At 67.3% G+C, this 26,805-nt stretch carries 25 protein-coding genes; 13 read left to right on the plus strand and 12 right to left on the minus strand.

Annotated elements, in window-relative coordinates; all coding sequences use genetic code 11:
* Window positions 1-31 precede the first annotated feature (31 nt).
* From AC1DV8_RS21820 to AC1DV8_RS21840, 5 genes are all read right to left on the minus strand, one after another.
* Window positions 32-913, minus strand: coding sequence for an amidohydrolase family protein (locus tag AC1DV8_RS21820; RefSeq protein ID WP_477158904.1), 882 nt, complete (start codon window positions 911-913; stop codon window positions 32-34).
* 281 nt (window positions 914-1,194) lie between these two features.
* Entirely contained in the window at window positions 1,195-2,487 is a 1,293-nt protein-coding gene (locus AC1DV8_RS21825) for a class II D-tagatose-bisphosphate aldolase non-catalytic subunit (RefSeq protein WP_477158905.1), read from the minus strand.
* Complete coding sequence (locus AC1DV8_RS21830) at window positions 2,484-4,529, minus strand: ROK family protein (protein ID WP_477158906.1); 2,046 nt, start codon at window positions 4,527-4,529, stop codon at window positions 2,484-2,486. The genes AC1DV8_RS21825 and AC1DV8_RS21830 overlap by 4 nt, the downstream gene beginning before the upstream one ends.
* Window positions 4,529-5,398, minus strand: coding sequence for a transcriptional regulator (locus AC1DV8_RS21835; protein WP_477158907.1), 870 nt, complete (start codon window positions 5,396-5,398; stop codon window positions 4,529-4,531). Before AC1DV8_RS21835 ends, AC1DV8_RS21830 begins: the two co-directional genes overlap by 1 nt.
* Complete coding sequence (locus tag AC1DV8_RS21840; protein WP_477158908.1) at window positions 5,399-7,420, minus strand: DUF5107 domain-containing protein; 2,022 nt, start codon at window positions 7,418-7,420, stop codon at window positions 5,399-5,401. It lies immediately after the preceding gene.
* 200 nt (window positions 7,421-7,620) lie between these two features.
* Here AC1DV8_RS21840 and AC1DV8_RS21845 point away from each other — a divergent pair, with 200 nt between their 5' ends.
* Genes AC1DV8_RS21845 through AC1DV8_RS21855 form a run of 3 tightly spaced genes read left to right on the plus strand, consistent with a single transcriptional unit; the run spans window position 7,621 to window position 11,233 of the window.
* Complete coding sequence (locus AC1DV8_RS21845) at window positions 7,621-8,163, plus strand: 2Fe-2S iron-sulfur cluster-binding protein (protein ID WP_477158909.1); 543 nt, start codon at window positions 7,621-7,623, stop codon at window positions 8,161-8,163.
* Window positions 8,160-9,113, plus strand: coding sequence for an FAD binding domain-containing protein (locus tag AC1DV8_RS21850; RefSeq protein WP_477158910.1), 954 nt, complete (start codon window positions 8,160-8,162; stop codon window positions 9,111-9,113). Before AC1DV8_RS21845 ends, AC1DV8_RS21850 begins: the two co-directional genes overlap by 4 nt.
* Complete coding sequence (locus AC1DV8_RS21855) at window positions 9,110-11,233, plus strand: molybdopterin cofactor-binding domain-containing protein (RefSeq protein WP_477158911.1); 2,124 nt, start codon at window positions 9,110-9,112, stop codon at window positions 11,231-11,233. Before AC1DV8_RS21850 ends, AC1DV8_RS21855 begins: the two co-directional genes overlap by 4 nt.
* A gap of 4 nt (window positions 11,234-11,237) precedes the next feature.
* Here the strand turns inward: AC1DV8_RS21855 and AC1DV8_RS21860 are convergent, their stop codons facing one another.
* From AC1DV8_RS21860 to AC1DV8_RS21870, 3 genes are read right to left on the minus strand one after another with little or no spacing between them, the layout of a single operon-like run.
* Window positions 11,238-11,807 carry a uridine kinase family protein gene (locus tag AC1DV8_RS21860; protein ID WP_477158912.1) on the minus strand — a complete coding sequence of 190 codons (570 nt, stop codon included), beginning with the start codon at window positions 11,805-11,807 and terminating at the stop codon, window positions 11,238-11,240.
* Complete coding sequence (locus tag AC1DV8_RS21865) at window positions 11,804-12,373, minus strand: nucleotidyltransferase family protein (protein ID WP_477158913.1); 570 nt, start codon at window positions 12,371-12,373, stop codon at window positions 11,804-11,806. Before AC1DV8_RS21865 ends, AC1DV8_RS21860 begins: the two co-directional genes overlap by 4 nt.
* The gene (locus AC1DV8_RS21870; protein WP_477158914.1) at window positions 12,360-13,352 is read right to left on the minus strand and encodes an XdhC family protein; all 993 of its coding nucleotides are present in this window, start codon (window positions 13,350-13,352) and stop codon (window positions 12,360-12,362) included. The genes AC1DV8_RS21865 and AC1DV8_RS21870 overlap by 14 nt, the downstream gene beginning before the upstream one ends.
* 109 nt (window positions 13,353-13,461) lie before the next feature.
* Here AC1DV8_RS21870 and AC1DV8_RS21875 point away from each other — a divergent pair, with 109 nt between their 5' ends.
* A complete protein-coding gene (locus tag AC1DV8_RS21875) occupies window positions 13,462-13,767 on the plus strand; it encodes an acylphosphatase (RefSeq protein WP_477152176.1) in 306 nt (101 codons plus the stop codon).
* Between the two features lie 3 nt (window positions 13,768-13,770).
* Here the strand turns inward: AC1DV8_RS21875 and AC1DV8_RS21880 are convergent, their stop codons facing one another.
* Genes AC1DV8_RS21880 through AC1DV8_RS21890 form a run of 3 tightly spaced genes read right to left on the minus strand, consistent with a single transcriptional unit; the run spans window position 13,771 to window position 15,858 of the window.
* On the minus strand, window positions 13,771-14,394 hold the full coding sequence (locus AC1DV8_RS21880) for a glutathione S-transferase family protein (RefSeq protein WP_477158915.1): 624 nt from the start codon (window positions 14,392-14,394) through the stop codon (window positions 13,771-13,773).
* Window positions 14,387-15,250 carry an aromatic ring-hydroxylating dioxygenase subunit alpha gene (locus tag AC1DV8_RS21885; RefSeq protein WP_477158916.1) on the minus strand — a complete coding sequence of 288 codons (864 nt, stop codon included), beginning with the start codon at window positions 15,248-15,250 and terminating at the stop codon, window positions 14,387-14,389. Before AC1DV8_RS21885 ends, AC1DV8_RS21880 begins: the two co-directional genes overlap by 8 nt.
* A complete protein-coding gene (locus AC1DV8_RS21890; RefSeq protein WP_477152179.1) occupies window positions 15,247-15,858 on the minus strand; it encodes a Rieske 2Fe-2S domain-containing protein in 612 nt (203 codons plus the stop codon). Before AC1DV8_RS21890 ends, AC1DV8_RS21885 begins: the two co-directional genes overlap by 4 nt.
* A 287-nt stretch (window positions 15,859-16,145) precedes the next feature.
* Between AC1DV8_RS21890 and AC1DV8_RS21895 the strand changes: the two genes are divergently transcribed.
* The 9 genes from AC1DV8_RS21895 (at window position 16,146) to AC1DV8_RS21935 (ending at window position 24,751) form a co-directional block, all read left to right on the plus strand.
* A complete protein-coding gene (locus tag AC1DV8_RS21895) occupies window positions 16,146-17,249 on the plus strand; it encodes a BMP family ABC transporter substrate-binding protein (protein WP_477158917.1) in 1,104 nt (367 codons plus the stop codon).
* A gap of 204 nt (window positions 17,250-17,453) precedes the next feature.
* Window positions 17,454-18,569, plus strand: a complete 1,116-nt coding sequence (locus tag AC1DV8_RS21900) for an ABC transporter permease (protein WP_477158918.1) — start codon at window positions 17,454-17,456, stop codon at window positions 18,567-18,569.
* Entirely contained in the window at window positions 18,569-19,486 is a 918-nt protein-coding gene (locus AC1DV8_RS21905) for an ABC transporter permease (protein WP_477158919.1), read from the plus strand. Before AC1DV8_RS21900 ends, AC1DV8_RS21905 begins: the two co-directional genes overlap by 1 nt.
* Window positions 19,487-19,496: 10 nt before the next feature.
* The gene (locus tag AC1DV8_RS21910; RefSeq protein WP_477158920.1) at window positions 19,497-20,513 is read left to right on the plus strand and encodes a formamidase; all 1,017 of its coding nucleotides are present in this window, start codon (window positions 19,497-19,499) and stop codon (window positions 20,511-20,513) included.
* Window positions 20,510-21,229 (plus strand): biuret amidohydrolase, encoded by a 720-nt coding sequence (gene biuH / locus AC1DV8_RS21915; protein ID WP_477152184.1) that lies wholly within the window; start codon window positions 20,510-20,512, stop codon window positions 21,227-21,229. Before AC1DV8_RS21910 ends, biuH begins: the two co-directional genes overlap by 4 nt.
* The gene (locus tag AC1DV8_RS21920) at window positions 21,229-22,743 is read left to right on the plus strand and encodes an ABC transporter ATP-binding protein (protein WP_477158921.1); all 1,515 of its coding nucleotides are present in this window, start codon (window positions 21,229-21,231) and stop codon (window positions 22,741-22,743) included. The genes biuH and AC1DV8_RS21920 overlap by 1 nt, the downstream gene beginning before the upstream one ends.
* A 246-nt stretch (window positions 22,744-22,989) precedes the next feature.
* Complete coding sequence (locus tag AC1DV8_RS21925) at window positions 22,990-23,655, plus strand: cysteine hydrolase family protein (RefSeq protein ID WP_477158922.1); 666 nt, start codon at window positions 22,990-22,992, stop codon at window positions 23,653-23,655.
* The gene (hpxZ, locus tag AC1DV8_RS21930; RefSeq protein WP_477152203.1) at window positions 23,655-24,035 is read left to right on the plus strand and encodes an oxalurate catabolism protein HpxZ; all 381 of its coding nucleotides are present in this window, start codon (window positions 23,655-23,657) and stop codon (window positions 24,033-24,035) included. The genes AC1DV8_RS21925 and hpxZ overlap by 1 nt, the downstream gene beginning before the upstream one ends.
* A gap of 74 nt (window positions 24,036-24,109) precedes the next feature.
* Complete coding sequence (locus AC1DV8_RS21935) at window positions 24,110-24,751, plus strand: GntR family transcriptional regulator (protein WP_477152187.1); 642 nt, start codon at window positions 24,110-24,112, stop codon at window positions 24,749-24,751.
* Between the two features lie 200 nt (window positions 24,752-24,951).
* Here the strand turns inward: AC1DV8_RS21935 and atzF are convergent, their stop codons facing one another.
* Window positions 24,952-26,667, minus strand: a complete 1,716-nt coding sequence (gene atzF / locus AC1DV8_RS21940; RefSeq protein WP_477158923.1) for an allophanate hydrolase — start codon at window positions 26,665-26,667, stop codon at window positions 24,952-24,954.
* Window positions 26,668-26,805 lie beyond the last annotated feature (138 nt).

Genomic DNA, 26,805 nt, shown 5'->3' on the forward strand with positions numbered 1-26,805 from the left:
ATGTCGAGGCGGACAGCTGCGCCGTCAGAAATCAGCTGGGAATGCGGTAGAACTTCCTCGAATTGTCGCGGAATAGCGCAGCCTTTTCGGCCTCCGATGCGCCCTCGGTGATCTTGGCGAATGCCTTCCACAGGGTCGGGAAATCGCTGGTCAGCTTGTCGACCGGGAAGTTGGAGGCGAACATCGCCCGCTCGGTGCCGAAGATCTCCAGCGTCTCCAGCACCAGCGGGCGGAAGCTCTCGGTGGTCCACGCCTTGTCGAGCATGCCGAGGCCGCTGATCTTCACCGCGATGTTCGGTCGTGACGCGAGCTCGCGCATCCCGGCCTTCCAGGCTTTCCAGCCGGCGAGGTCGCGGTCGGCCCACATGCCGGCGTGGTTGAGGATGATCTGGGTGTTCGAGGCGTCGGCGGCTAGCTTGGCCGCCTGGGCCATCTGGTGCGGGTAAAGCTGCAGGTCGAACGAGAGGCCGCGGCGGCCCAATTCCTTCAGCCCGCCGACCCAGCCCGGCTCATCCATCAAGTCGCGGGCGATGTAGTTGAGCTTGGGGTCGGCGTGGCGGTTCACCACCTGCCGGATGCCGCGGAAGATCGGGAAAGTCGCGTGGCGGTCGAGTAAGGCTGGGAAGTCCGGCGACGCAAGGTCGCCGTGCGCCACCAGGACGATCGGCACCGGGCTGCGATCGGCGACGGCCTGCAGCGTCTCCGATTCCTTCACCGGGTCGGTGGGGAAGGCCTCGACATGCACCGCGCCGGCGATCTCGATCTCGTTGCCGCCTTCTTCGAGGTACTCCTCGAGAAGGTAGCTGCGCGAGATCGCGGCATTGGCTCCGCCTTTGCCGGGCTTTTCGAAATGCGGGTAGATACGGGTCCAGAGGTCCCACAGGTGGATGTGCGGATCGATGACTTTCAGCATTTCGCCCTCAATGCAGCCAACATTTCTTCGACCGGCCAGGATTTCAGCCGGGCGTCGGGATGGGTCTCCATGGGGGACTCCATCCAGGTCCGTGGGTGGAATGTGGGCGTCGGAATAATGAACGCCCACACCAGAAGTGAGTCAACGGAGCAGCGGCTACAACTTACGTCTCGATGGAGCTAAATGTTTGTATTTATTGTATTACGTGCGGCCGAGCCGGACTGCCATTCGGCCATGTGGAACGCTTGCCGGATAAGTGACTTGCCGTCAAAGACGGTTGGTCAGGTTGCGACACCGATACATGCGAAGTACGGGACCAGCGCAGTCTGGACCTGGGCGTAGATCAGTGCGCGAGCCCAATCGGGCGACCGGGCTTCGAGGCGCTCGGCACGGGCGATCACCTCGGGCGCGAAGTACTGCTCGAGCAGCGGGGCTGCCGGCTTGGCGGTGGCGAGGCTGGCCAGCAGTTGTTCCACGGCTTCCACCGCGCGAGGCTGCGCCCAGTAGTAGCGGATGCGGTCGGCGTAGCTGAAGTGGCGCAGGAGCTTCAGGGTCGCGGCGTCGCCGGCGTAGTGCTTGGCCCAGTTCCTGGGATTCTCCAGCATCAGCGCCTCCATCACCGGGGCGATGGGCTTGCGCGGTGCATCGGGTGCGAGCCATGTCGCCACGCTGTCCAGCGCGTAGACCGCCCGGCGATAGGCGAAGGTGAGGGCGGGGCCGACTTTCAGCACGGCGAAGTGCCGCCGGGCGAGGGCCGGGAAGACGTCGGAGTACTGGTAGTCGGTCGAGTGGGCCTCGAAGCTCAGGCCGTCGTGGCCTTCAAGGACCGGGGAGAGCAGGTCGGGGGCGGCGAGGTCGAAGCGGTGGATGTGGTCGGGGGCGAATTCCAGGCCGGGTTGGACAACGAGGCCCACGGCGCGTTGCCAGGCGGTGTGATCGAGGCCTTGGGCGGCGAAGGCATCGTGGTGGGCGGCGATGGTAGCGCGGGCGTTGGCGGGCTCGGTGGGGGCGATGCCGATCGGGCCTTCCTCGGCGCGGGCGCCGCCGGGCGGGGGGACTTCGGTGCCGAACATGTAGCTTAGGGATGACGGATCGGCGGTTGCGGCCTCGCAGACGGCGGCGAGATCGGCGGCGCGGGCGGCACTGATGGTGTCGCCGACGGCTGCGGGCTCGCCGGCGCAACCCTCTGAACAATCGAGGTGAATCTTGGTGAAGCCGGCTTTGACGTAGGCCGCGACGAGGTCGCGGGCGTTGGCCATGGCGATCTCGGCGGGCTGGTCGCGCCAGACTTGTGGGCCGAGGTGATCGCCGCCGAAGAGGACGCGGTTGGGGCTGACGCCGGTCTGGGCGCAGAGGCCGTGGACGAAGGCGATGAAGTCGGGCGGGGTCATGCCGGTGTAGCCGCCGAACTGGTTGACCTGGTTGCTGGTGGCTTCGATCAGCAGGGGGACGTCCCACTCGTCGGCCAGCAAAAGCGAGGCGGCGACGACGTCTGGATGGGCCGAACAGACCGAGGGCAGGGCCTCTCCGGAGCCTTTGCGGTTGCGGGCGATGAGGTCGCGGAGCTGCTTCATTTGGTGCCTCGGGTGACCAGCATGGCGGCGCCGCGAACGCCGCTGGCGTCGCCGAAACGGGCGGTGGCGAAGGCTGGCTGGCGCACACCTTTGAGCATTCGCGGGGTGAAAGTCCGGGAAAGATTGGGCGCTAGACCATGAATGTTTGACAGTCCACCGCCGATAACCACGCAATCGGCGTCGATGGTGAGCTGGATGGTGTGGATGAGCTCGGCGAGGATGTCGAACCAGATGTCGAGCACCTTGCCCATCGCGACGTCGCCGGCTGCTGCCTGGGCGACGATGGCGGCCGAGTCGACTTCGGCGCCGGTGAGGTGTTTGGCGATGCGCGCCATGCCGGGGCCGGAGAGCAGGGTCTCGTAGCAGCCAATTCGGCCGCAGCCGCAGGCGAGGATGGGGAGGTTGTGACGGCGGACCAGTTCGGCGGGGAGGCCGAAGTGGCCGACTTCGCCGGGGAGGCCGTTGTGGCCGACCACCAGCTGGCCGTCGATGCATACGCCGCCGCCGACGCCGGTGCCGAGGATCAGGCCGAAGACGGTGCGGTAGCCCTCGCCGGCGCCGCCGTTGGCTTCGGACAGGGCGAAGCACTTGCAGTCGTTCTCGACCGGGATTGAGCGGCCGATGCGGGCCGAGAGGTCGGCGCTGAGGGTGTGGCCGGTGGCGGGGACGTTGGAGGTCATCGAGATGCCGGTGGCAGGGTCGATCAGGCCGGGCAGGCCGACGCCGAGGGTGACCTTCGCGCCAGCGGTCTCGTCGAGCCAGGTGACGGCGCCCTCGATGGCGTGCAGCAGGTCGTCATAGCTGCCCTTGGCGGTGGGGACGCGGCGGCGCTCGAGGACTTCGAGCTTGTTGTTGAACAGGCAGGCTTCGATCTTGGTGCCGCCGACGTCGATGGCGCCGAACACTTGCGGGCCGGTTTCGGGCAGGGGGTAGAGTTTTACGCCGGCGACGACGCGGGTGAGGTTGCCCGAGGCGAAGGGGTTGTCGACGGTCATGCCGAGGCGGTGGGACCAGATGACGGCGAGTAGCTGCGCCACCATGACGTAGAGCACGGAGGACCAGGCGTCGTTGCCGATAGAGGGGATGGCGATGTCGGCGCCAGCAGCCGGGTCGCCGAGCCGCGAGACGATGTCGGCGCCGAACTGCGCCGCGACTTCGGTGGCGAGGTCGGTGTCGTAGCGGTGGGTGTGCGGGTCGGAGGAGAGGAAGACGAAGACGCGGGTCTTGCTGTTGGTGATGGCCTTGGGGCCGTGGCGGAAGCCGAGGGTCGAATCCCAGGAGGTGGGGATCTGGCCGGCCGCGAGCTCCAGCACCTTCAGCGCGCTCTCGCGCGACGAGCCGGTGAGGGGGCCGGAGCCGAGGAAGACGGCGCGCTCGGGGATCGGCAAGGCGATGAGCTTGTCTAGCTGGCCAGAGATGAGCTGTTCGGCACCGTCGGCGAGCCGTGCCAGCAGATCAGTCACCGGCGCCGGCGGGGTGGGGTCGAAGCAGGCGAGCGCGGTCAGCAGCATCGTGGTGTAGCTCGACGTCATGGCGAAGCCGCTGTCGTCGGTTTCGGGCGGGAGCACGATGTTGCGCAGCTCGCCGGGGCCGGCGTTGTCGGTGCGGGCGAGGGCGCTGTTGGCGTTGCAGGTGATGTGCAGGCGATCGGCCTCGGGGGCGTGCGCCGCCAGGAGGTCGAGCGTACCGATCGACTCGGAGCTGTTGCCGCTGCGGCCGAACGAGACCACCAGCAGCTTGATGCCCGGGCGGAGGAAGTTGCGGGGTGCGGCGATCAGGTCGGTGGTGGGGATGGCACGGAAGCGGGCGGGGCCCGCGGCCTGGTTCAGGTAGGCGGCCAGCGTTTCGCCGATGAAGGCTGAAGTGCCGGCGCCGGTGAACCAGATCTCGTCGGGACGGCGGGCGGCGACCCAGGCGCGGATCTCGGCGGCTATGCCTTCGAGCCTGGCGCCGAAGCTGCGCCAGATGTCGGGCTGGCGCTTGATCTCGCCGGTGGTGGCCCAGCGGTCGAGGTCGGCGGGATTGAGGTATGCGTCGGTCATCAGTTGTTTCCTTCCGGCTCGACCCGGTGAACGGTGACGCCGCGTTGTTCGAGCATTTCGGCGGTTTCGTCGGGCAGGCCGGTATCCGTAATCACAGCGTGGATGCGATCGGGCTCGCAGATGCGATGCAGGGCCGGAGCGCGGAACTTGGTGGAGTCGGCGAGGACGATCACGCGCTGGCTGACGCCGACCATGGCGGCATTCTGATGGGCTTCCGCCTCGTTGAAGGTGCTGAGGCCGAGCACCGGGTCGATCGAGTCGGCGCCCAAGTAGATGGCGTCGAAGCGCATGCCGGCCAACGTGCTTTCGACCATGCGGCCGGAGAGCGAGTTGGACTCGAAGCGCACGGTGCCGCCGGGCAGCATGACGGTGTGCTGGGTGGCGCCCCGGAAGGCTTCGACGATGTTGAGGCCGGTGGTCATGATGACGAGGCCTGGGGCAGCGCGGAGATTTTCGGCGAATAGCTGGGTGGTGGAGCCGGAGTCGATGATAATCGAGCGGTCGCCACCCGCCAGCGTCATGGCGAAGCGTGCGATCGCCCGCTTGGCGCCGAGGTTGACGACGGCCTTGTCGGTCACTGCCGGTTCGACGAACGGGCTCTGGCCGGCATCGCGGGCCAGCGACATGGCCAGGGCGATGCGGAAATCCGGCAGCCCCTTGTATCCGAAGTGGCGGCAGAACCGCAGCACGGTCGGCTCGCTGACGCCGGCGGCGCGGGAGATTTCCTGCAGTGGCTCGCGGATGAAGGCCTCGGGTGAGGCGACGAGGTAGGCGCCGACCAGCTGGAAAGCCTTGTTGAAGCCGGACAGCTCCTGCGAGATGCTCTGCATCAGCGAGGTGGCGGGGCGCGGCGCCGCCGCGTTCGACACTTATCGACCCCCGGCTTCGTCGGCGGCCCGCATGCGGAAATTGAGGTGTGCGGGCACCGGATATTGCTTCAGCCGTTCGGCAAGTTCGGCGGGTGAGGGCGCGCGGCCGAGCGCCTGCTGCAGCCGGCCGCGCTGCAGCGCCACCCAGAGCTCGTCGAGGAGGTTCTCGCCTTCGCGCACCGTGGCGAAATGGCGATCGAGCAGCCGTTCGAGGAGGTTTAGGTCGCCTTCGCCGGCCGCGACCATGGCGCGGCCCAGGTGAACCCGTTCGTCGGTCAGGGCCGAGGCCGGCAGGGCGGAGGCGAAGGCACGCAGCCGCTCGAGCCGGCCGTGCTTGACGAGCAGCGTGACTATTTCAGCGGCCAGCGCCGGCGGCGCGTCGCCGCCCGCCCAGGCCGCGAGGTAGTCGCTGTCGGCTGCGTCGGGATCGGTGGTGACGAGAGCTCGCTGGCGCCGGCCGAGCCAGGTCGGCCGCAGGGCGATGGAGCGGTCGAACAGGGTTCGCGCCGTCTCGCGGTCTTCACGGTCGAGCGCGGCAATGCCGAGCAGCAGGGCATGGAGCCAGGTATCGCCGGACTTGTCGCGGCTCGCTTCAAGCGCCTCGACCCAGGCGGGCGAGACGGCGATGTCGGCAGGTACGCGCTTGAGGCTTGCCTCGGAGAAGCGTCCGGTAGTGACCAGTTCGTCCCAGCAATCGGTTGGATGCTGCACGGCAAAATCGAGGCCCGGGGCCAGCGGCGTGCCGGTCAGCTTCTCCTGCCGGCCGCCCCAGGGCGAGCCGCCGGCGAGGCGCTGCGTCACCGGACAGCGCGACACTTCGGTGAGGAATGCGTCGACGCTCGCGAGTTCGGCGGCGGGGAAGCGCGTATTGACGGCCCTGGCCGCGGCGCCGACTGCCTGCTGGTAATCGGTGGCATGCGCTAGAGCGGGATCGACGCTCAGCGCGCCGTAGACCTCGGTCCAGTGCACTTCGCTGTTGGGTGCGAGTTCGAAGCGCTGGTTCTGCGTGGGGGCGATGCCGCTCTGGATCTCGATGTAGTCGCCTTCGGCGGGGCGGGCGAGGTAATCCATCCATTGCTGGCCGCCGGCGCCGGTGCCGAAATAGAAGAACTTGCGGCCTTTGAGGGTGGCGGTTGCGGTCTGCGCCAGGCCGACGCCGTCGGTGTCGAGGGCGGCGATGAACAGCCGGTCGGCTTCGGGCTTCCGGAAGAACACGGAGGTCGAGTCGCGCCAGCGGTCGGGGTAGGAGCCGTCGAAGCGGGTCGGATCGGGGAACTCGAAGCGGGCCAGCTCATTGCCGGGCAGCACATGCTCGATCGAATAGTCGGCGGGGCTCAGCACGCGCATGCCCTTCGACATCGGCGCCGCGACGTTGGTCCACCAGTAGGCGAGCTTGGTCGCCTCGGTGCTGTTGACGATGCGGCCGTGGACGAACAGGCGATCGTCGTCGTTGGGCAGCAACAGGTCGATCTGCCAGGTCGCCTCGACGATGCGGTCGAACTCGTAGAGCCGCAATACGGGACCGCGCTCGGTTTCGACGATGCCGGCGAAGACCGGGGCGGAGGTGAACGGCGTGTGCCCGGGAATGAGCCCGTTCCACTCGATGCCGCCGGAGAACCAGGCGTTCAGCGCCGCTAGATTGGCCGGCTGGAACACCGGATTGCGGAAGACCAGGTCGCGGCCGAGCTTCAGGTCGCGCATTTCCATGAGCCGGCCGCCGAACTGCGGGGCGACGGAGACGCGCAGCCGGCCGTTCTCGATGGTCACCAGTTGCATCTCGCCGGGCGCCTGGGAGCGGTCGTAGTCGTCGTAAACCTGGTAGGGGAGGATCGAATCCTTGCCCCACTGGAAGCCGTGCGAGCTTTCCTCGGGGCTCAGGTCGCGGTTGGGTGGGGTGTTCTTGTCGAGCGTCGGCTGTTGCCAGCGGAAGCGAGGCAGGGTGCTGGGGCCGCCGAGCCGGGACATCGGCATCTGGCGGGACGTGGTGGCGATCCGTGTCGCTCCCGTGTTGATCTTGTTCATTTTCCCCTCCCTTGGCCGCAGCGGCGGGGCGAAAGTACACGGCGGCTGTAGTTTTGCAACATGGATGTTTGTGAAACTACATTGCGCGCTCAGCGATCGTCCCCCTCCACGCGGGGGAGGGGCCGGTGCATCCCACCACGGGACTGGCTTTTTCTTGAAAGCGCTCTAGGCTCGACCGTGCATTTCTTGAGGGGGAAATAATGTCTGCAGCGCGTGACGGGACCGCGACGTCCCGGCTGCCGGTGACGCTGAGCGTCAATGGCGAGATCAGGACGCTTGCGCTCGATCCGCGGGTGACGCTGCTCGACGCGCTGCGCGAGCACATGCTGCTGACGGGGACCAAGAAGGGCTGCGACCAGGGGCAGTGCGGGGCGTGCACGGTGCTGGTGAACGGGCGCCGGATAAACAGTTGCCTGACGCTGGCGGTGATGCACGAGGGCGACGAGATCTCGACCATCGAGGGGCTGGGGACGCCGGAGGCGCTGCATCCGATGCAAGCGGCATTCGTGAAGCACGACGGGTTCCAGTGCGGCTATTGCACGCCGGGACAGATCCTCTCCTCGTTGGCGGTGCTCGAGGAGATCCGAGCGGGGGTGCCGAGCCATGTGACTGGTGATCTCGAGGCGGCGATACCGCTGAGCGACGAGGAGATTCGCGAGCGGATGAGCGGGAACCTCTGCCGCTGCGCCGCCTACCCCAACATCATCGCGGCGATCCGCGACGTGGCGGGGGACGACGCATGAGGCCGTTCAGCTATGAGCGCGTGACGACAGCTGCGGAGGCGGTGGAGGCGGCCGCTGCGACACCGAATGCACGGTTCATCGCCGGTGGCACGAACCTGCTCGACCTGATGAAACTGGGGATCGAGGCGCCGGCGCACCTGATCGACATCAACCGGCTGGGGCTGGACCGGATCGAGCCGACGGCCGAGGGCGGGTTGCGGATCGGGGCACTGGTGCGCAATGCCGACCTTGCCGCGGACCTGCGGGTGCGGCGGGACTATGCGTTGCTGGCGCGGGCGCTGCTCGCCGGGGCTTCGGGGCAGCTGCGCAACAAGGCGACGACGGCGGGCAACCTGATGCAGCGGACGCGTTGCCCGTATTTCTACAACACCGACATGCCCTGCAATAAGCGGAAGCCCGGCTCGGGGTGCGCGGCGATCGGCGGGTTGAGCCACAACCTGGCGGTGCTCGGGGCGAGTGACGCATGCATCGCCACGAACCCGTCGGACATGTGCGTGGCACTGCGGGCGCTTGATGCGACGGTGGAGACGGTTGGCGCGGGTGGGCGGGTGCGGTCGATCCCGATCGCGGAGTTTCATCGGTTGCCAGGCGATACGCCGGATATCGAGACGGCGCTGGAGGCGGGTGAGCTGATTACGGCGGTGACGTTGCCGCGGCCGGTCGGCGGGGTACAGCTTTACCGCAAGGTGCGGGAGCGGGCGTCGTATGCGTTCGCCAATGTGACGGTGGCGCTAGTGGCGCGGCCGGATGGGGCGATCGACAGGCTGGCGTTCGGCGGGCTGGCGCATAGGCCGTGGCGGGTGGAGGGGGCGGAGGGTGGCCTCGATGTCGATGCCGCCGCCGATGTGGCGCTGGCTGGTGCGAGGCCGACTGCCGACAACGCATACAAGCTGCCGCTGGCGCGGCGGACGCTGGCCGCGACGCTGGCGCAGGCGGGAGTTGCACCGTGATCGGCGAGGGGATCAGCCGCACCGATGGGCCGGTGAAGGTGACCGGACGGGCCGCCTATTCGTACGAGCGGCAGGACGCAGGGCCGGCGCTCTACGGTTACATCGTTGGGGCGGGCATTGCTAAGGGTCGGGTTGCCCGGATCGAGACGGCGGCCGCAGAGGCAGCGCCGGGGGTGCGGCTGGTGTGGACGCATAAGAACGCGCCGGACCAGGGGCCGGCCGAGGGCATCGACGGCGACATGATGGACCGGGCCCGGCCGGAGTTGGCGAGCGATCGTGTCGGCTACTATGGGGCGCCGGTGGCGTTCGTGGTGGCGGAGAGTTTTGAGGAAGCGCGGTCGGCGGCGGGGCTGATCGAGATCGGGTACGAGGTGGAGGCCGGGGCGTTCGAGCTCGGCGATTTCGGGCCGGATACGCGGTGGCGGCGGCCGTCGCAGGCGGGCGATGTCGATGCGGCGATGCGCGAGGGGCCGGTGACGGTCGATGAGACCTACACCACGCCCTACCACTTCTCGCAGCCGATGGAGCTGCACGCCTGCCTCGCCGACTGGAAGGACGGGCACCTCAACCTCTACCTCACGGCGCAGATGCTGAACCAGCTGATCGTCGGGCTGGCGGCGACGCTGAAGCTGGAGGTGAAGGACATCACGATCGACAGCGCCTTTGTCGGCGGCGGGTTCGGCTCGAAGATCGTGCTGCATGCCGAGGCGGTGCTGGCATCGCTGGCGACGATGGCGCTGGGCCAGCCGGTCAAGGTGATGATGACGCGGCGGCAGGTGTTCACGCTGGTTGGGCACCGGCCGGCATCGGTCAGCCGGGTGCGGCTGGCGGCGACGCCGGATGGCCGGCTGACGGCGCTGGGGCATGAGGCGCTCATCCAGGTGACGGCGGACGAGGCGTGGGACGAGGGGGTTTCCTCGGTGGGCAAGGCGCTCTACGCGGCGCCGAACCGGTTGACGCGGCAGGCGCACAAGGCGCTCGATTTGCGGGCGGGCGAGCCGGTGCGCGGGCCGGGCGAGTTGCCGGGGCTGATGGTGCTCGAGTCGGCGATGGACGAGCTGGCGGAGAAGCTCGGCATAGATCCGGTGGAGCTGCGGCTGAGGAACGACACGGACATGGATCCGGACAAGCGGCTGCCGCTGAGCGGCAGGCGGTTGGCGGACTGCCTGCGCGAGGGGGCGGAGCGGTTCGGCTGGCGGGATCGGCCGACGCGAGCGGCGAGCAGGCGGGATGGGCGATGGCTGGTGGGCTATGGTGTCGCGTCGTCGATGCGGGGGCATTTCCAGACATCGGCCGAGGTGCTGGTGCGGATCGACCCGGATGGCTGGGTGATCGTGCGCTCCGACATGACCGATATCGGCACCGGCACATACACCATCGTGGCGCAGGTGGCGGCGGAGGCGCTGGGCGTGCCGATGAGCCAGGTGAGGGTGGAGCTGGCGCGGACCGACCACCCCAAGGGCAATGGGGCGGGTGGATCGTGGGGAGCGGCCAATACCACGGTCGCCACCGATCGGGCCTGCAAGGCTTTGCGCGAGCGGATCGGTGCGGTGGCGGGGACGAGCTACAACGATCTGTTCGCCGAGGTGCGGCGGCATTTTCCGGATGGAGTCGAGGAGTTGGGCAAGACGCTCGATAACAAGCACGACCCGAACTACCAGAACTTCGCGCAGTACACTTATGGCGCGTCGTTCGCCGAAGTCGGGGTCGATGTGGACACCGGCGAGGTGCGGTTGCGGCGGATGCTCGGGGTGTTCGCGGCCGGGCGAATACTCAACGCCAAGACGGCGCGCTCACAGTTGATCGGTGGGATGATCTGGGGTGTCAGCGCAGCGCTGCACGAGGCAGGCCTGGTGGATCCGCGGCATGGCAGCTGGGTGAACGGCGATTTCGCCGAGTACCTGATCCCGACGCATGCCGATATCCCCGATATCGACGCCATCATGCTCGAGGATTTCGACGAGCGGGCGAACCATCTGGGGGTGAAGGGGATCGGCGAGCTAGGAGCCGGTGGGACCGGCGGCTCGGTGGCGAATGCGGTCTACAATGCGACTGGAGTGCGGATCCGCGATTTCCCGATCACGCTGGCGAAGCTGCTCCCGGGGTTGCCGACGCGCTGACTGGCTATTGGCCGGCGCCGCGCCCGGCGACGAGGTGGTCGGCGCGCCGCTTGGGCTTGGTCTGCATGTAGAGTTCGACGCTGGGCAGGAACAGTTCGCGCCATTCGTGTTCCCAGTCGGCGACGCCGCGGGCCAACGAGGCCGTCAGCGTCGTCGCTACATCGCTCTCGACCCAGAGACGCAGGTTGTAGAGTGGCGCCAGCTCGGGGTGGAGGGACGATACGCCCTCGACGATCACCGGGCCATCCGGGCGGATCTCGCGGTGGTCGTCGCCGACCCGGCCGCTGCTCCAGTCGTAGAGTGGGATGCGGATCGTCTCGCCGCGGGCAAGGGTTCGCACGGCGTCGAGGAATTCGTCGTAGCGGATGTAGCTGAACGGGAAGGCGGGAACGGCCTGGCCGCGCCACTCGGCTTCCGGCCTGACGAAATCGTCGAGATTGAGGCATTGGGCGCCGAGCGCTGTCTCGAAGCGGTCGGCGAGGGTCGACTTGCCGGAGACCGGCAGCCCATCGATGGCAATGAGGCGCGTGTCAGGGCGGCTGGCGATCGCCACGGCTTGGTCGAAGTCGATCATGTCCGGGTGAAATCCTCCGGCGTGTCGAAGTCCTGGGCCAGTTCGGGCGGCGCCTCGATCAGGGTGGCTTGCGCGACGAGGTGGCGGGCGCCGTGGTCGCCGGAGAGCGCTGCCAGTTCGGCGAATAGCCGGCGGGTGAAGATCGCGGGTGGGCTGCGGGTGCCGGCGAAGACCGTTGCGGCAGTGTCGCTGGTTGCCGCTGCTGCGATCAGGCGCAGCAGGTGGTCGCCGGTGACGTTGGGCATGTCGGCGAGGCAGACGAGGAGGCCGTCGGCCCCGAGGTCGATGGCGCGCTGGGCGCCGAGCGCCAGGGACGAGGCCATGCCGCGCTGCGGCTCGGGGTTGGGGATGAGTTCGAAGCCGCGGGCGCGGAACAGGTCGGCGCGCGCCGATGGTTCGGGTGGGCAGACGGCGAGGCGATACGCCAGGGGCATCGCAGCGAGGGCGTCGGCGATGTGTGCTGCAAGCGGCTTGCCGGCGAGCGGATGCAGCAGCTTGTCGCTGCCGAAGCGGCTCGAGAGGCCGGCGGCAAGGACGACCACGGCGATGGTGCTATTGCCGGTCAAGCTGGGCGCGGATGGCTGAGATTTCGGAGAGCACCGAGAGCGCCAGCATCCCCGGATCGCGGGCGCGATCGATGAGCCCGATCGGGCCGCGGATGCGGTCGATCGCCGACGGTGGCACACCCATCGCGGCGAGCCGCTCGCGGCGCATCTGGTGGGTGCGCACGCTGCCAAGGGCGCCCAGGTAGAACCCGCCGGCAGTGGCAGAGCGCGCCAGGATGGCGTTTTCCCATTCGTGCTCGTGGAACAGCAGCACTGTTGCCGTCCATGGATCGATCGGCAATTCCATTGGTTGGCTCGGGGTCTTGAGCAGCTCGACCGGCACATCGAGGCTGGCGAGTGCCAGTGCCGAACTCTCGTCGGGGGTGACGAGGTGGAGGTCGAACTCCGCGGCCGTGCTGACGCGGGCCATGACCTCGAACTCGGGGCCGCGGCCGACGAGCAGCAGACGAGTGCGGGGCTGGTAGCGGCGAATGAAAAGGCCGTCGTGCCAGCCGGTGGGCGCGGCGCTTTCGAAGATCGCGGCGCTGGATCGGGGCGGGTCGAACGCGATGGAGAAGGCCTCGCGGCGTTCGAAGCGCTGCAGTGCAGCGGCCAGCAGCTCATCGGACGGGGAGGCGTGCAGCAGCAGGTCGACGCCGCCGCCGCACGGGAAGCGGATATCGATGAAGCGGGAGCCCTTGCCGAAGCGGAATACCTGGTCCTTGCCGGCCGCAACCAGCGGGGCGAACTCGGCGGCGATGGCCGGCTCGACGCAGCCGCCCGAGACATGGCCGAGATGCCGGCCATCGGCCAGCACTGCCATGTTGGTGCCGATCGCCTTGGGCGCGCCGCCGTCAATGGCGGAAATGCTGACCAGGGCGCCGGGAATGCCCAGCGCGCGGGCGCGGGCCAGAAAGACGAACGGCGCCATCTCGCGGTTCATCCCCGCGAAGGCAGCGGGCGCGAGAGTCGTTTCGGCAGAGACCTCCTCGGCCAGCATTCGCTCCTCCAAGCGTCAAGGCGCGCAGTCTAGGCCGAGATGGGCTCGCGGGCCAGACGCTGGTGGAGCGCGGTTCGACGGCGCGGGTGAAAGTCGATAACATCTGAGCATGCGTAACGAGTACTCCACCGATGTCGAAGGCGGCGCCCCCGTGAGCCGGCGCTATGCGATCAGCGGCCGGATGGAGGTTGCGGCCTATCTCGAGTTCGTGGCGGAGCGGGCGCGCTGGCTCGATATCCGGGGCTGGGTGAGCGCCGATGGTTCGGATGTGACGCTGGTGGCGGCGGGGCCGGAAGCCCTGGTCGGTGCGCTGGAGATGGCGTGTACGCTCGGGCCGCTCGATGCGTTGGTCGAGACGATCGATGCGGTGGACGAGGCAGGGCCGGTGGGGAACGGGTTTCAGGTTCGGCGTTAGCGCTCAGAAGTAATCCGGGATGCCGGGCATGCCGACGAAGCCGGGGAGTTTCCTGACCTGGCGCTGCCAGAGGTTGATCGCCGGATAATCCTCGTGGCCGATGCCGGCGTCGTGGCTCAGCGCGACATAGGGGAACATGGCGATGTCGGCGATGGTCGGGTGGTCGCCGACGATCCACAGCTTGCCGGTCTGCGCGCGGTCGGCGAGGTGATCGTCGAGAAGGCGGAGGGCGGCGCGGCCTTTGGCCTTCAAGGTGGCGAGGTCGCCGGGATAGTTCAGCATACCGATCGTGCGAGCGGCGGAGACGGCCATCAGCTCGCCGCCGGCGAAGCTCATCCACATCATTATTGGGCCGAAGCGGTCGTCGCGGGGCAGCCATTGTCCTGAGGTGTCGTACTTGTTGGCGAGGTGGGCGAGGATGGCCTGGGCGTCGCAGAGGATTAGGCCATCGTCCTCGAACACCGGGAGTTGGCCGAGCGGGTTCAGGGCAATGAATTCGGGGCGCTTGTGCTGGAGGCCGGGGAAGAAGTCGATGGCTTCGACCTCGTGGGCGACGCCGAGCATGCTGAGCAGCAGGCGCACTTTGTAGCAGCTGCCCGAGAGCACGTAGTCGTAGAGTTTAGGCATACGCGATGTCTGTCCGGGGTTCGGTGCCGAAGCGGAGCTGCTTCTCCTTGAGCCAGCGGCGATAGAGCACCGAGCTGAGGTCGGCGCGGGTCGGGGTTTCGCGGCCCGGCTGCAGCGGCAGCAGCGACGGGCGCTGGTTTTCGAGCACGATCTTGTCCTGCACGAAGATCATCTGCTGGAAGGCGCTGAGTTCGGCGTCCGTGCTGGTTTCGTCGATCACCAGCATGAAGGCGTGGGCGACGGACACGGCCTCATCCACCGGCTGGACGAACAGGGCGATGACGTCCCAGCGGTTGGGCGCGGTGGGCGGGGTCTTGTAGAGCATGACGTTGAACGGGCTGACCACGCGGTACATGTACTTGCTGATCTGGCCCTCGTCGGAGGCGGCCGCGGCCTTGGGCTGATAGAACTCGCACTTGGTGGCCCAGAGCTCGTCGACGTCGCGGCGCTGCTCGACATCGTACTTGGCGACTTCCGGGTGCTCTTCGGAGCCGAGGATGTCGGTATGGACATAGGGGAAGTGGGCGAGGTCGAGGAAGTTCTCGACCAGCCGCAGGCCGGAGGCGCGGACCCGGACCGGGCCGCAATAGATGCGGCGGCGGTCGGGTTCGAGGCTTTCGGGCAGTTCGAACAGGCCGCGTTCGGGGGTGCCGAAGCTGCTCCACAGGTGGTCGTAGTCGGTGCGGACCGGCAGGGTGCGGCCGGCAGCGCGGACTTCGACGCCATCGGCGAGGCGGCGGACAGTGAGGTCTTCACCGAGTAGGCGCGAGGGGACTTCGGCGCCCATGGGGAAATCCTGCAGCGCGCCGAGCGTGTACCACTGGTCGAGCGCGGCCTGATCGTCGGTGAGGCTCATGCGGCGGCTCCCTGTTCGACACTGTTGCGGAGGGCGCGGAGGTGCGCCGTAGCGGCGGCGATGTCGGCGGCGCTGGTGATGGCGGCATGGAGCATGGTCTTGTTGGCGTGCACCCGGTGCCAGCCTATGTGCAGGGTTTCGCCTGCGAGCGGGATGGTGACCACTGGGGCTGCGTCGGTGCCGGCGAGGGCTCCGAGGACGGCTGCCGGGGCGGCTTCGACGGCGAGGCTGACCACGGGAGCCAGCTCGGGCAGGGCGGGGGGCACATCGGCGGTGTCCGCGCTCATCCAGATCATGCCACCGGTTTCGGCTGCGGCGTAGGCGTTGGCGCGGATGGTGGGCGGTACCGTCAGGTCGGGGTGGGCGGGGATGCGGAGGCATTGCGAGCCAGAGCCGTATTGCCAGCCGTGGTAGAGGCAGTTCAGCGCGTTGTCGCGCACGAAGCCGAGGCTCAGGCGCATCCCGCGGTGCGGGCAGCGATCCTCCCAGACATGGGCTACGCCATCGGCGCCGCGCCAGATGACGACCTCTCGGTCGTCCACGATGACGGCGCGGGTGACGCCGATCGGCACGTCGCGACCCAGGGCAATCGGTATCCAGGCGGCCATGGTTCGAAACGAGCCTCGTTAGCAGTTATCAACGCATTGTATGCAACACGCCGGCGCATGCCTAAATCGTAGGCAACTGCGAACGCGATGCGAAGTCATTAAGCATTCATCCCTGCCGCCGGGCAAGCCGAATATTGGGCCGGTTCTGCCCAACCAGCTGAAATTGCTGGCTGAAAATCTTCGGCGCGCGGCGATCTCGCCTTGGCACATGGTTTGCATTGACTCCCTCGGATACCGGCGCTGGGCCGCGAGGCGGCGCCCAAAGGTGCAATCCAGGGGAAGACGTCATGACATTCAACGCTATCTCTCGCCGCACACTGCTCAAAGCCGGCGCAGCCGGTTTTGCCGCGTCGGCGCTGCCGTTCGGGATCGCCAAAGCACAGACCAGTGTCGTGCTCGGCATCGTCTATGTCGGGCCGAAGGACGATTTCGGCTGGAACCAGGCGCACGCCGTTTCGGTGGAGTCGCTGAAGGCACTGCCGGGCATCACGGTGGTGGAAGAAGAGAACGTGCCCGAAACCGACGCCGTGGCCAAGTCCATGGAGTCGATGATCAACCTCGATGGCGCCAACCTGATCCTCGCCACCTCGTTCGGCTATTACAACCCGTTCGTCGTCGACATGGCGAAGAAGTATCCGGATGTGACCTTCCGGCATGCGGCGCCGCTGTGGAACAAGGACGCCGACCCGAAGAACGCCGGCTCGTATTTCCCGTACCTCAACCAAGCGCACTATGTGAACGGCGTCGCTGCCGGCTTGTCGTCGGGCGGGAAGATCGGGTTTGTGGCGGCGAAGCCCATTCCGTCGGTGCTGTCCAACATCAACTCGGTGCTGCTCGGCGCGCGGTCGGTGAACCCGAACGCTACGGTGCAGGTGATCTTCACCGGCGAGTGGAGCCTGCCAGTGCGCGAGGCGGAAGCCACCAACGCGCTGGTCGATGCCGGCTGCGAAGTCATCACCTGCCACGTGGATAGCCCCAAGGTGGTGATCGAGACCGCCGAGGGCCGCGGCGTGAAGACCGCCGGCCACAACGCCTCGCAGGCGCCGCTGGCGCCGAAGGGCTTCATCACCGGCGCCGAGTACAAGTGGGAGACGATCTACAAATCCTACGCCGACGACATCGCGGCCGGCAAAACCCCGCCGAACTTCCTCGTCGGTGGCTACAACAACGACATGTTGCGCAACACACCCTATGGCGCAGGCGCGACGCCCGAGGCCATCGCGGCGGCCGATGCGGCGATCGCGGCGCTGGTCGCGGGTGCGCCGATCTACAAGGGCACGCTCAAGGACAATGCCGGCCACGTCGTGGTCGACAAGGACTACGACAATTACGACCCGTATCTCGACGGCATGAACTGGCTGCTCGAGGGCGTGCAGGGTTCGATCACCTGAGGCTCCAGATCGGAGCGTGTGGCTTACCCCCACCCGAGCTCCGCTGGGCCGCGTTGCGGCTAGCTGCGCTACCCTCCCCACAAGGGGGAGGGAGGCGCAAGAGCCGGGAGATAAGGCACTCCGAAGCAGCAGTCGTCTCCCTCCCCCTTGTGGGGAGGGATCAAGGGTGGGGGTGGCCCCACCCTCCGGCCAACGGAGCAGTGCATGACCGTTCAGACCGCCGACACCACAGCCATCCCGGCCAAGACCGGATCGAACATGCAGTTGCTCCGCTTCGCGGAGTCCCTCGCCATTCCGGTTGGTGCGGTGATCGTCTCCGGGCTGATCTTCGCGGTGTTCCTGCTGATCATCGGCAAGGATCCGCTGACGCTGTACGGGCTGATCTGGACCGGTGGGTTCGGTTCCTCGTTTTCCATCCAGAATTCGCTGCAGCGCGCTGCGCCGCTGATCCTGACGGGGCTCGCGTTCGCCATTCCGGCGCGGATCGGGCTGACCATGATCGGTGGCGAGGGCGCGCTGGTGCTGGGCGGGTTCACGGCGGCGGCGATTGCCATTCCGCTGGTTGCGAACGCCGTGCCGGTGCCGGTGACGCTGCTGATCATGGCGGCGACCGGCATGCTGACCGGCGGGCTGTGGGTCGGGTTCACCGGCTGGCTCAAATACTCGCGCGGGGTCAACGAGACCATCGCCTCGCTGCTGATGAGCTACATCGCCATCGCCATCATGAACTTCTTCGTCGAGGGGGCGCTGCGCGACCCGGCTTCGGCCAACAAGCCTTCGACGATGCCGATCGGCGATGCTTATCGGATCGGATCGATCCCCGGCACCGATGTGCACTGGGGCTTTGCGGCGGGTGTTGTCCTCGCGATCCTGCTGTGGGTGCTGATGAGCCGCACGACGTTCGGCTTTGCCGCGCGGATGACCGGCGGCAACCTCAGGGCGGCACGGGCACAAGGTCTGCCCGTAGGCTGGCTGATGGTGATCTGTTGCGCCATTGCGGGGGCTTGCGCGGGGCTCGCCGGCTTCTTCGAGGTGGCGGCGATCCATGGGCAGGCCAATGCCTCGCTGGTCGCAGGGTATGGCTTCACCGGTATCCTCGTTGCCTTTCTCGCGCGGCAGAATCCCCTCGCGGTGATCCCGGTCGCCATCCTGTTCGGCGCGCTGGCGGCGGCAGGCGGGGTGATCCAGCGCCGCATGGGGATGCCGGATGCGACGATCCTGGTGCTGCAGGGCATTATGTTCGTGGTGCTGCTGGTGTCCGAGACGTTCTACGGCCGCTTCAAGCTGTTTCAGCCCAAGGCAACGGGGGATCGCACCTGATGGACAACGCGCTGGTCACCGTCCTCATCGCCATGCTCGGCGGCGCCATCCGGGTTTCGACCCCCTTCATGTTCGTGGCGCTGGGCGAGACGCTCACCGAGAAATCCGGCCGTATCAACCTGGGGCTCGAGGGTAACCTCGTGCTCGGCGCGATGGTCGCCTATGCGGTGTCCTATCTCACCGGCAATGCCTGGCTGGGCGTGCTGGCGGCCGGCGGCTCCGGCCTCTTCCTCGGGGCGCTGCATGGCTATATCTGCAAGCTGCCTAAGGTGAACGACATCGCCGTCGGCATCGCCATGATGAGTTTCGGCACCGGCATCGCCTTCTTCTTCGGCAAGCCGTTCATCCAGCCTACCGCGCCGCGGCTCGACGCCATTCCGCTCGGCGATTGGACCGGCAATCCCGCTCTGGCGCAGGCGCTGCAGGTCAACCCGCTGTTCTTCGTCGGCATCGCGCTGGCGGTGTTCATGTTCTGGGCGTTCAAGAACACCAAGTGGGGCCTGATCGTGCGGATGACCGGCGACAGCGCCGCGTCGGCCAAGGCGATGGGTGTGTCGGTCGATCTGGTGCGGTTTCTCGCGACGGCGGCGGGCGGGTTCCTCGCCGGCATCGGTGGCGCGTTCCTGTCGCTGTACTATCCGGGCAGCTGGAACCAGGGGCTCAGTTCCGGGCAGGGGCTGATGGCTGTGGCGCTGGTGATCTTTGCGCGCTGGGACCCGATCAAGTGCATATTTGCGGCGCTGCTGTTCGGCGCCGCCGGCGCGATTGGCCCGTCGCTGCAATCGATCGGCATCTCGCAGGGCTACTACTTCTTCAACGCCGCCCCCTACATCCTGACGCTGATCATCATGATCATTTCCGCCGGCTCCAAGGCCTCGGCGAGGGATGTGCCGGGCGAACTGTCGATCACCAAATAGGAGCGTCACGATGAGCGGCCTGGGCGGTCTCAACAAATCCGACAATGGCGTGGTGATCGGGCTGGTGCAGCTGCACCTGCCGGTGGTGGTGACGCCGGCGGATCTCGCGGCGCAGACGCAGCGTATCGTCGACATGGTCGGCAAGGCGCGGCGCAATCTGGGCACCACGGACCTCGTGGTGTTCCCCGAATACGCGCTGCACGGGCTGTCGATGGACACCAACCCGGCGATCATGTGCACGCTGGATGGGCCGGAAGTCGCTGCGTTCAAGGCGGCGTGCAAGGCCAACGCCATCTGGGGGTGCTTCTCCATCATGGAGCTGAACCCGGGCGGCAACCCCTACAATTCCGGGCTGATCATCGACGATCAGGGCGAGCTGAAGCTCTACTACCGCAAGCTCCATCCGTGGGTGCCAGTCGAGCCATGGGAGCCGGGTGATCTCGGCATCCCCGTCATCGACGGGCCGAAGGGTTCGAAGCTCTCGCTCATCATCTGCCATGATGGGATGTTCCCCGAGATGGCGCGCGAGGCGGCATACAAGGGGGCCGAGGTCATGCTCCGCACCGCGGGCTACACCGCGCCGATCCGGCAGGCCTGGCGCTTCACCAACCAGGCCAATTCGTTCCACAACCTGATGGTGACGGCGAACGTCTGCATGTGCGGGTCGGACGGCACGTTCGACTCGATGGGCGAGGCGATGATCGTCGATTTCGACGGCACAATCATCGCCGAGGGCGTGACGGGCCGGGCTGACGAGATCATCACCGCCGAGGTGCGGCCCGACCTGGTGCGCGAGGCGCGCGCCAACTGGGGCGTCGAGAACAACATCTACCAGCTCGGCCACCGCGGCTTCACCGCCGTCGAAGGCGGCGCGCAGGACTGCCCGTACACCTTCATGCACGATCTCGTTGCCGGGCAGTACCGGCTGCCGTGGGAAGCGAGCGTCAAGGTCACGGACGGGACGCCCTCCGGCTTTGCCAAGCCCACACGCCGCTACGGCGAGAAATTCCAGGAGGCCGCAGAATGAGCCTTGCCGACGAACGGATCGACGCTGCCTTCCTGCCCGGTGGCAAGACCATCGCCTCGACGCCCTATCCGTGGCCCTATGACGGGGATCTGAGGCCCGACAACACGGTGCTTGTTGTCATCGACATGCAGACCGACTTCTGCGGACCCGGTGGCTATGTCGACTCCATGGGCTACGACATCTCGCTGACCCGTGCGCCGATCGAACCGCTGAAGCGGCTGTTCGAGGCCTTTCGGGCCAAGGGTTACCCGATCATCCACACCCGCGAGGGACATAAGCCCGACCTTTCGGACCTGCCCGCCAACAAGCGCTGGCGCTCGCAGCGGATCGGGGCTGGCATCGGCGATCAGGGGCCGCAGGGGCGCATCCTGGTGCGTGGCGAGCCGGGCTGGGAGATCATCCCCGAGCTCGCGCCGCTGCCGGGCGAGGCGATCATCGACAAGCCGGGGAAGGGCTCGTTTGCCTCCACCGATCTCGAGCTGATCCTGAGGCTCAAGGGTATTCGCAACATCGTGCTCACGGGGATCACTACCGATGTGTGCGTCCACACCACGATGCGCGAAGCGAACGATCGTGGCTTCGAGTGTGTGCTGCTCGAGGATTGTTGTGCCGCGACCAAGTACGACAACCACCTCGCCGCCATCGACATGATCAAGATGCAGGGCGGGGTGTTCGGCGCTGTTTCGACCTCTACCGCGCTGATGGAGGTGCTGTGATGGAAGGTCGCGCTCCGTCGCTCGAAGCTATCGGGATGACCAAGATCTTCGGGCCGCTGGTGGCGCTCGACGATGTGTCGATCAAGGTCGAGGCGGGGTCGTTCCATGCGCTGCTCGGCGAGAATGGTGCCGGCAAGTCGACCTTGGTGAAGTGCATCATGGGCTTCTACAGCGCCGACAAGGGGCAGGTGACGCTCGACGGCAGGGAGGTCTCGATCAAGTCGCCGCGTGACGCGCGAGCCAATGGAATCGGCATGGTCTACCAGCAGTTCACGCTGGTGCCGTGCCTGACCGGGGCGGAGAACCTCGTGATTTCGCGCGCCGATGCGCCTGCGATCATCGACTGGGCGAAAGAGAGGAAGCACCTCGACGCCTTCATGGAGCAGATGCCGTTCCGGGTGCCGATGAACACGCAGACCAGCCAGCTGTCGGCGGGTGAGAAGCAGAAGCTCGAGATCCTGAAGCTGCTCTATCTCGACCAGCGCTTCATGATTTTGGACGAGCCGACCTCGGTGCTGACGCCGGGCGAGGCCGACGAGATGCTGGGGCTGCTCGGCGGCATGGCGGATCGGAAGGAGATCACCGTGCTGATGATCTCGCACAAGTTCCGCGAGGTGAAAGCGTTCTGTGACCACTTCACCGTGCTGCGGCGGGGCCGCTTCACCGGCGCGGGTGACGCCAAGGTGGTGAGCGTGCCCGACATGAGCAACATGATGATCGGCGACACCACGATCCTCGAGCGCGCGGCGCGGAAGAAGCACAATGAGGGGGCCGACCGGCTGGAGCTGGCCGGACTGTTCGCCGAGGACAATGACGGGTTGCCGGCGATCAAGGCGGTGAACCTCAAGGTGAAATCGGGCGAGATCGTCGGCATCGCGGGGGTCTCGGGCAACGGGCAATCGGCGCTGGTCGAGGCGCTCTCGGGGCAGCGGCCGCTATCGGATGGCGCGATCTTCATCAACGGCGAGCAGTTCCAGCCGAAGCGCGGTTCGTTCGATCGCTACAAGGTGTTCGGGTTGCCCGAGGAGCCGCTGAAGAACGCCACGGTGCCGCGGATGAGCGTGGCCGAAAACCTGGCGTTCCGCTCGTTCGACAAGCCGCCGGTGGCCAAGCTCGGCTGGTGGATGTCGCCGGGGCCGATGCGTGAGAAGGCGAAAGAGCTGATCGCCAAGTACCGGGTGAAAACGCAGGGGCCGGATGCACCGATCGAGACGCTGTCGGGCGGCAACGTGCAGCGCGCGGTGCTGGCGCGGGAGCTCAGCGGCGATGTCGATGTGCTGATCGTCGCCAACCCCTGCTTCGGGCTGGATTTCGCTTCGGTGGCGGACATCCGCAGCCAGATCATGGAGCAACGCAACCGCGGCGCGGCGGTGCTGCTGGTGAGCGAGGACCTCGACGAGATTCTCGAACTCGCCGACCGGGTGGCGGTGATGAGTGGCGGCACGATCAACTACGTGTCGCGCATCGAGGACACCGACCGGAATACCATCGGTCAACACATGGCGGGACACTGAGATGGACGCTGTAGCCGCGACAGGGCAGACGAAACCTCGGGTTTGGGGCGGAAGCTGGCGGCGTGCAGCGCCGGGTGAGGGGGCCTTCAATTGGGTCCGTGGCAGGGTGCGAGGCCCCCTCACCATACTGTTTGGCGGGACGGAGCGCACCAGCCTCTCACCGCACCGCCAGTGGCACGTCGGCCCCCCCGACTACCTGGCCATCCATATCCCCTGCCGCGGCTCCTTCATCGTCAGCGTCCGCCAATGATCTCTGTTCCATCGCGGCCCTATCCCTACGAGCTCGACCCGGCGCACACCGCGCTGGTGGTGATCGATATGCAGCGCGATTTCATCGAGCGGGGTGGGTTCGGGGATTCGCTCGGCAACGACGTGGCGCGGCTCGAGGCGATTATCCCGACGACGGCGGCGCTGATCGGGCTGTTCCGCCGGCGGGGCTGGTTGGTGATCCACACACGCGAGGCGCACAAGCCGGATCTCAGCGACTGCCCGCCCTCGAAGATCCGGCGGGGCAACCCGCGCCTTCATATCGGGGAGACCGGGGCCATGGGGCGGCTGCTGGTGGCGGGGGAGCCGGGGAACCAGATCGTCGAGGCGCTGGCGCCGGTGGATGGGGAGATCGTTATCGATAAGCCGGGGAAGGGGATGTTCTGGGCTACCGGCATCCACGAGCGCCTGCAGGAACTCGGAGTTACGCACCTGGTGTTTGCGGGGGTGACGACGGAGGTCTGCGTGCAGACCTCGATGCGCGAGGCCAACGATCGCGGCTACGAGTGCCTGCTGATCGAGGATGCGACAGAGAGCTATTTCCCCGAGTTCAAGGCGGCAACGCTGGCGATGATTGCGGCGCAGGGCGGCATTGTCGGCTGGGTGACGTCGCTGGCGGCGTTGCGGGATGCGGTCTCGGCGTGATGATCATCAACGATCCGGCTGTCGTTGCCGAGGTGGAGGCGGTGTTCGCGCGCTATGAGGCGGCGCTGGTGAGCAATGACGTGGCGGTGCTCGACGAACTGTTCCTCGATAGCCCGGTGACCATCCGCTACGGCATCGGCGAGAACCTTTATGGCATCGAGGCGATCCGGGAGTTCCGGCTGTCGCGGCCATCGGCGGGGCTGTCGCGGCGGCTCGAGGAGACGGTCATCACCACCTATGGCCGGGACGTGGCCACGGCCTCGACGTTGTTTTACCGCGACGATGCGCCCGGCAGGGTTGGACGGCAGATGCAGACGTGGATACGGATGCCGGATGGCTGGCGTGTCGCCGCGGCGCATGTCAGCGTCATCGACGACTAGAGCGCTTTCAGGAAGAGTTGCAGACTTTTCCGGTTCGGAAGCGCGCCAAGAAGTGACTGAGACTAGAGGGGACTATGCTGAAACGCACCTCCGGCGAGGAAATTCGCCGCGTGCTGGCGAGCCGCATCATTGCCGGCGAGCTGGAGCCGGGCACACCACTGGACGAGACGCTGCTGGCCGGTGAGTTCGCGGTGTCGCGCACGCCGGTGCGCGACGCGTTGCGGCTGCTGGCGGCGAGCGGGCTGGTGGACCAGAAGCCGCATGCGCGGGCGCTGGTGGCGAAGCCGGCGCCGGCGGAACTGGCCGGGATGTTCGAGGTGATGGGGTATCTCGAGGCGCTGTGCGCCGGGCTCTGCGCCGTGATGATGACGGCTGCGGAACGGGACGCGCTCGATGCACAGCACAGCGCGATGGCCGGTATCGTCCGGGCCGGCGACGCGACGGGCTATGCCGAGGCGAACGACGCGTTCCACACGGCGATCTATGACGGGGCGCACAATGGCTACCTGCGCGAGATCACCGTTTCGACGCGGCAGCGGTTGCAGCCGTTCCGGCGGGCGCAGTTCGGCGCGCGTGGGCGGCTGGCGCAGTCGCATACCGAGCACGGGCTGATCGTCGAGGCGATCTTGCGCGGGGATCGGGGTGAGGCCGAGGCGGCGATGCGGCAGCATATTGCGATCGTCGGCGATGCTTATGAGCGGTTGAGCCGGGGATAGTGCAGAACAGCCACAGCGGTGTGGGAGCGCCTTCTCCCCTTGTGGGAGAAGATGCCCGAAGGGCGGATGAGGGGGTGTCTCCGCGCACACCGTCGTTCGTCGCTACGCTCCGATCGCCCAACCTCAGGTTGCGGACCCCTCATCCGGCGCTGCGCGCCACCTTCTCCCACAAGGGGAGAAGGTAGACCGGTGGGTCACCGCTAGACTGAGGCCTTGGCCAGGAACTTCCGCCAGCCGCCGAATTCCGAGATATCGCGTGCACCGTTGACCGCCTCGGCTTCGACGAGGAAGCCTTTGGCGGTGGTGCCGTCGGCGAAGCGCAGGGTGCCGATGCCGAGGGGGGCGGGGATTTTGGCGACGAAGGCGCCGAAACCGGCGGGGTCGAGCGACCAAACTTCGGTGGCGATGGCAGTGCCGGTACCGGCGGCGACGCGGAGGAGGCCGGGTTTTGGCGGGGTGGTGCCGGGAAGGGCGAACAGGCGGTAGTCGGGTGCGGTGTCGGCGGTGCGGATGAAGCCGCCGCCCAGCGCGGTCAGTTCGCCGTTGAGGGGTAGGCCGGAGAGATGGGCGCCGACCACCGCGATTTCGATGCGGCCGGGGTTGGCGCGGGCGGGAGCGGCGGCGGCTTCGCCGATCAGCGCAGCGCCGAGACCGGCGAGGTGGCCGTCGCTGTTGGCGCGGCCGATCAGCGTGATGCTGCCGCGCAGGCCGTCACTGCGGGTGCCGGTCGGCACGGCGATGGCGGCCATGTCGAGCAGGTTCACGAAATTGGTGTAGCTGCCGAGATTGGAGTTGAGGGTGATGGGGTCGGCGTTGAGCTCGGCGACGGTATAGGCGCGCGGCACGGTGGGCACGGCGAGGCAATCGAGGTTGGCGAGGAGCGGCTCCACGGCGCGCTTCAGGTCCATCAGCTTGTAGGTGGCCTCGAAGGCGGAGACCGCGGTGAGGCCGCGCGCGCCTTCGATGATCGTTCGCGTCACTGGGTGGAAGGAGACGGGGCTGGTTTCGAGCAGGCGCTTGGTGGCGGCATAGCGCTCGGCCACCCACGGGCCTTCGTAGAGCAGGCGGGCGACGGCGTGCAGCGGCTCGAAATCGAGCTCGATGATCTCGGCGCCGAGGGCGGCGAGGCGCTGCAGGTCTTCGGCATAGGAGGCCTCGGCGGCGGAATCGCCAAAGAACTTGCGCTGGGCCGGGATCGGCACGCCGATGCGCGGGTGGGGCGACCGCGCCGACAGCGTGGGGGCCGGCAGCTGCCGCGAGTAGGCGTCGGCGGCGTCGTAGCCGGCCGCGACTTCGGCAACGCGCATGGCCATGGCGATGTCGCGGGCGAAGATCGAGATGGTGTCGAGGGTACGGCAGGCGGGGACCATGCCGGTCGCGGACAACAGGCCGAGGGTCGGTTTCAGCCCGACGATGCCGTTCATGCCGGCGGGGATGCGGCCGGAGCCCGCGGTGTCGGTGCCGAGGGAGAAATCGACGATGCCAGCGGCGACGGCGACGGCTGAGCCGGAGCTCGAGCCGCCGGGGATGAGATCGGGGCGCTGCACGTTGCGCGGCACGCCGTAGGGCGAGCGCACGCCGACGAGGCCGGTGGCGAACTGATCGAGATTGGTCTTGCCGAGGACGATGGCGCCGGCTGCCTCGAGCCGGGCGACGACGAAGGCGGAACGCTCGGGCGAGTAGGTGAAATCGGGGCAGGCGGCGGTGGTCGGGAGGCCGGCGGCGTCGATGTTGTCCTTGACGGCGAAGACCAGGCCGAACAGCGGCTTGCCGGCAGGGCCGGCGGCTTCGAGTGCCTGGGCTTCGGCGAGAGCGCTGGCCTCGGATTTGAGGCCGATGAACAGCGCGCTGTCATCGTGTTCACGCAGTGCCGCAAAGGCACGCTGCACTGCTGCGACGGGAGAGATCTGCTGCAAGGGGTGGTCCTCGATGCTCGTCCAAACATCATGCACAGATTTGGAGCGTCGCCCACCCAGATGTGTGCATTGATGTCGGCGTAGCGACATTTATGCGCAGGATTGGCGCGTGGGCACAGAATGCCCTCGATATGAGCA

The sequence above is a fragment of the Devosia sp. P3_B2 genome, from assembly GCF_056402875.1.